Here is a 3,598-nt window from a genome sequence, read left to right on the forward strand (position 1 = left end):
GCCCCGACCCCGAGTGACCATGCGCCGCCTGCTCGACCGCATCGCCGTGACCGCCGCGGCCTCGACGGCGGCGACGTTCGCCGTGCTGGCGATCGTGCTCGCCGCCTGGGTGCTCGTCAGCCGACCCACGGTCGTCCAGGAATGGGTCGCGGCCGACCCGCTCGTGACGGTGGCCCAGGTGGCCGGGACCTTCGTCGTCCTCGGCGCCGTCAGTGGCGGCGTCGGTCTGCTGGCCGCCCGGATGCCGCGTCAGCGAGTGAGCCGGTGCACCGACGAGCTCGTCGCGCTCTCGGGACGCTTCGGCGCGGGCGAGGCGCGGCTGGCGCCGCTGCGCTCGGGCATCGCCGAGCTCGACACCGTCTCCGAGGTCATGTCGCGCCGGGCCCAGGACATGACCAGGTCCCTCGCGGCCGAGCGCGACTTCGCCTCCGACGCCTCGCACCAGCTGCGCACTCCGCTCACCGCGCTGCTCATGCGGCTCGAGGAGATCTCCGACACCGACGACGCCGCCGTCGTCAAGGAGGAGGCGACGATCGCCATCGCGCAGGTGGAGCGGCTGACTCGCGTCGTCGACGACCTGCTGGGGCGCACCCGCGGAGCCGGTGGGCCCACCCCGGCGGTCTCCCTCGACTCGACGATCGCGGCTCTGCAGCGCGAGTGGCAGCCGGCCTTCGAGCAGGCGCGCAGGTCGGTCCGCGTGCACGGCGAGCGCGGGCTCTTCGTCCGCTCCACGCCCGTGGCCCTGTCCCAGGTCCTCAGCACCCTGCTCGAGAACTCGCTGGCGCACGGTCGCGGGACCGTCGACGTCCACGCGCGGCGCTCCGGGCCCTCGGTCATCGTGGAGGTGAGCGACCAGGGCGACGGCGTGCCGGCAGCCATGGCCCCGCACATCTTCGAGCGCTCCGTGAGCAGCGGCACGGCGGGCAGCACAGGCCTCGGGCTGGCGCTCGCGCGCGACCTCGCCGAGGCCAACGGCGGGCGCCTGGACCTGGTGCAGGCTCAGCCCGCGAGGTTCGCGTTGTTCCTCTCCGAGGCCGCCGACGACTGATCGTCCTCGGGGTCGCCCGGGTGCTCGCCCGCGAAGACGAAGCGCCGGTAGCTCCAGAAGCGGAACAGGGTGCCCAGCCCGATCCCGATGACCGACGCGACGTTGTCCGCGAGCCTTGTCTGGAAGCCGAGGACGTAGTGGGAGAAGGCGAGCACGGCCGCGGCGATGGCGAGCGCAACGCCGTTGACGAGGAAGAAGAGGGTCACCTCGTGGGCGGCCGGGCGGCTGCGCCGGTGACGGAAGGTCCACGACCGGTTCCCGACCCACGCGAAGATCGTCGCGACGACGCCGGAGAGGATCTTGGCGGTCGTCGGCTTGTGGCTGAGCACGGTGTGGGTGAGCAGGTTCATGCCGCCCAGGTCGATCACGAAGGAGATGGCGCCGATGACCCCGAACTTCGCGACCTCGCGCCAGAACACCGACACGACGGCGCGCAGGCGGTCGACGAACGTGGTAGGGGGCACCGCTCGAGGGTACGGGCAGCGGGGGATGCGGACCCAATCGGCCCGGTGCCGGTGACGTACCCTTGACGCTCGTGAGCCATCCCAAGCGTCCCCCCGGAGGGTTTCCCGTCGTCGGTGTCGTCGGTGGGGGTCAGCTCGCGAGAATGATGCACGGCCCGGCGGTGGAGCTCGGCATCCAGCTGTCGGTGCTCGCCGAGGACGAGCTCGCGGCGGCGGCGCTCGCCGTGCCCTCCGCCCCGGTCGGGGACCACCGTGACGTGGACGCGCTGCGCGAGTTCGCGCGGCACTGCGACGTCGTGACGTTCGACCACGAGCACGTCCCCCAGTCGGTCCTCGAGACCCTCGAGGACGAGGGTGTCGTCCTCCACCCGCCGCGCGCAGCGCTGCGCTTCGCGCAGGACAAGCTCGCCATGAGGCAGCGCCTGACCGAACTCGGTATCGCCTGTCCACGGTGGGTCCGGGCGGGCAGCGCCGCCGAGGTGAGCGCCTTCGGCGACGCCGTGGGGTGGCCGGTCGTGGCCAAGACCCCCCGCGGCGGCTACGACGGCAAGGGCGTCGCCGTCATCCGCTCCGCCGAGGACGTGGCGGACTGGCTGGACCGGGTGGGCCAGCCCGGACCCGTCGCCGACGGCATCCTCCTCGAGGAGAAGGTCGACTTCGTCCGGGAGCTCGCCGTGCTCGTCGCGCGCAGCCCGTCGGGCCAGGCCGCCGCGTGGCCGGTCGTCGAGACCGTGCAGGCGGACGGGATCTGCACGGACGTCCTCGCCCCGGCCCCGGACCTCGACCCCGAGCTGGCCGCGATCGTGACCGAGGCGGCGCTGCGGATCGCCGGCGAGCTCGGCGTCACCGGAGTGCTCGCGGTCGAGACGTTCGAGGTGCGCGACGAGGACGGCAGGGCGGCATACCGCGTCAACGAGCTCGCGATGCGCCCGCACAACAGCGGGCACTGGAGCATGGACGGCGCGGTCACCGGGCAGTTCGAGCAGCACCTGCGCGCGGTGCTCGACCTGCCGCTCGGCGAGCCGACCGCGCGGGCCCCGTGGACCGTGATGGCCAACGTCCTCGGCGGCGACTACGAGCAGCTCTATCCCGCCTACCGGCACATCATGGCCCGCGACCCCGGCGCCAAGGTGCACGTCTACGGCAAGCAGGTCCGGCCGGGGCGCAAGGTGGGTCACGTCAACGTCTCTGCGGACGACCTCGACGCGGCCCGGGCCCGGGCGCGGCACGCCGCCGACTACCTGCGCGGGGTGGTCACCGAATGAGCGACGCGGCGCCGCTCGTCGGCATCGTCATGGGCAGCGACAGCGACTGGCCGGTCATGCAGGAGGCGGCCGGTGCCCTGCGCGAGTTCGGGATCCGGTTCGAGGCCGACGTCGTCTCGGCGCACCGCATGCCCGACGAGATGATCGCCTACGGCCAGCAGGCCTCCGGCCGGGGGCTGCGGGTCCTCGTCGCGGGCGCCGGGGGAGCCGCGCACCTGCCCGGCATGCTCGCCGCCGTGACGCCGCTGCCGGTCATCGGGGTGCCGGTGCCGCTGCGCTACCTGGACGGCATGGACTCGCTGCTCTCGATCGTCCAGATGCCCGCGGGGGTGCCGGTCGCCACGGTCTCCATCGGCGGCGCGCGCAACGCCGGCCTCCTCGCCGCCCGCATCCTCGCGTCCGGAGACGGCCCGGACGCGGCGGCCCTGCGGGAGCGCATGACCGCCTTCCAGGCCGCGCTGCGCGACCAGGCCCACGCGAAGGGTGCCGCCCTCCGGGCCCTCGCGGAGCAGTGAGGCGGCTGGTCCATCGGTCAGGCCCCTGGCTCAGAAGGGCGGTGGGTCGTCGGGTGGTTCGGGGGGCGGGTGCCGGTCGTGGTTCGTGGTGGGGGTGGCGGCGTCGTGGTGGGGTTGTTGGCGGTGGGCTTCGAGCCAGTCCTTGGGCCAGGTGGTGTAGCGGCGGCCGGCGAGGGTGCGCCAGGTGATGGGTTGCTGGCCGGTGGGGGCGCGTTCGGCGGTCCAGGCCCCGGTGGTGCGGAGGTTGTGGTGGCGGCGGTGTTTGGCGGACAGGTCGGTGGGGGTGGTTTGTCCGCGGGGCCAGGG

The 3,598-nt window shown here is 73.8% G+C and carries 4 protein-coding genes and 1 pseudogene; 3 read left to right on the plus strand and 2 right to left on the minus strand.

The window, feature by feature from the left end:
• On the plus strand, positions 1-1,048 hold a 1,048-nt coding region (locus tag VFJ94_RS14370), incomplete at its 5' end, for a HAMP domain-containing sensor histidine kinase (protein ID WP_325004909.1).
• On the opposite strand, the gene VFJ94_RS14375 is transcribed toward VFJ94_RS14370, so the two are convergent.
• Positions 1,000-1,512 (minus strand): GtrA family protein, encoded by a 513-nt coding sequence (locus VFJ94_RS14375; RefSeq protein ID WP_325004910.1) that lies wholly within the window; start codon positions 1,510-1,512, stop codon positions 1,000-1,002. The genes VFJ94_RS14370 and VFJ94_RS14375 overlap by 49 nt on opposite strands.
• Before the next feature lie 71 nt (positions 1,513-1,583).
• Between VFJ94_RS14375 and VFJ94_RS14380 the strand changes: the two genes are divergently transcribed.
• Together VFJ94_RS14380 and purE are read left to right on the plus strand one after the other, a co-directional pair.
• Positions 1,584-2,777 (plus strand): 5-(carboxyamino)imidazole ribonucleotide synthase, encoded by a 1,194-nt coding sequence (locus VFJ94_RS14380; protein WP_325004911.1) that lies wholly within the window; start codon positions 1,584-1,586, stop codon positions 2,775-2,777.
• On the plus strand, positions 2,774-3,292 hold the full coding sequence (purE, locus tag VFJ94_RS14385; RefSeq protein ID WP_325004912.1) for a 5-(carboxyamino)imidazole ribonucleotide mutase: 519 nt from the start codon (positions 2,774-2,776) through the stop codon (positions 3,290-3,292). Before VFJ94_RS14380 ends, purE begins: the two co-directional genes overlap by 4 nt.
• A 30-nt stretch (positions 3,293-3,322) precedes the next feature.
• Here the strand turns inward: purE and VFJ94_RS14390 are convergent.
• A pseudogene (locus VFJ94_RS14390) lies at positions 3,323-3,598 on the minus strand (HNH endonuclease); the annotation flags it as partial.

Origin of the sequence: Intrasporangium sp. (genome assembly GCF_035688975.1) — a bacterium.
Lineage (GTDB): Bacteria > Actinomycetota > Actinomycetes > Actinomycetales > Dermatophilaceae > CALMNV01.

Excerpts from the sequence above, each read along its gene's own strand:
- purE (WP_325004912.1), top strand. The coding sequence starts at position 2,774 with ATGAGCGACGCGGCGCCGCTCGTCGGCATCGTCATGGGCAGCGACAGC.